Raw genomic sequence first — 1,013 nt, 5'->3', positions numbered from 1 at the left:
TTGAACTCCTGGGTAAATTTTCTCCGCGATGCGGTCATGCTGATCTCTACTTTCAGTAACGCCCCATTTTAAGAGGGCCCACTGTCCGAGATATCCGCAGCAGCTCAGAGCCACGTCGCGATGCGAGCACCCCACGATCTCCACGACGTCGCGATAGCTCCGCCCCTCGAGCAACAACCTCAATATTTTCCGATAATCCGCCATGACCCACCCCTAACAATGGAACGACAACGCCTTGCACGTTGTCGTTCCACAGCAGAGCAGATTGGCAGCATCAGCGCTACCGTGTTCCCGGAATCTTGCTACCGTGTCGCCGGACTCGCGCTACCTTCAAGGGCTGCTCGCCAGCAGGTGGCTCTCAACCACGCCAACTATGGCTCTGAACGACACGATTCATGATTCCGAGGGCTGGCCTTTAGCCACACCGCCCCCGGCTCCCTTGGAAGCCAATATTTATGCAGCAACTTCAACGTCACTCCGACCCGGGCCAATTCACTGTGAACCCGACCCCAATCCGGCTGCGCGAACACGGACTCGTGCACTCCGCGACCCGGAAACAACGCCGCATACACCTCAGCTTCCCGCATCTCCTCGACGTCAGCCCAGCCGACGCCGAGTCGGTCCGCCGCCTCGAGCACCACCTGGACGCTATTGCGTGCGATGCCCTGCCCCGACGCGATCGCCCGGCCAGACAAGCCTTGGTTTTGTAATTGCAAGACAAGCTTCGCCTTGATCTTCCGTCCCATTATCGGTACTCCTTCCACCACGTGGCCCTCACGTGGTGGAAGGAGCTTTGCAGGTGGCTCTCAACCACGCCAACTATGGCTCTGAACGACACGATTCATGATTCCGAGGGCTGGCCTTTAGCCGCACCGCCCCCGGCTCCCTTGGAAGCCAATATTCACCTGAATGCGCGTAATGACCGAGGTGGTGAGTTTGGAGCCACCCTTCGGGCCACGTTTTTCGCTGGTCAGCGCGGCAAAGCCGTCGTTTTCCAGTGTGCGGTGCCACTT

At 58.9% G+C, this 1,013-nt stretch carries 1 protein-coding gene and 1 pseudogene; both read right to left on the bottom strand.

What is annotated here, in order from left to right:
* On the bottom strand, nucleotides 1–204 hold a 204-nt coding region (locus tag E3O45_RS17840; RefSeq protein WP_206750274.1), incomplete at its 3' end, for a hypothetical protein.
* Nucleotides 205–455: 251 nt separating this feature from the next.
* Nucleotides 456–746 (bottom strand): annotated as a pseudogene (locus E3O45_RS04325) (IS21 family transposase); the annotation flags it as partial.
* Nucleotides 747–1,013 lie beyond the last annotated feature (267 nt).

This window comes from Cryobacterium sp. TMS1-20-1, from assembly GCF_004402355.1.
GTDB classification, from domain to species: Bacteria; Actinomycetota; Actinomycetes; order Actinomycetales; family Microbacteriaceae; genus Cryobacterium; species Cryobacterium levicorallinum.
This window is presented reverse-complemented; position numbering and strand designations above follow the sequence as displayed.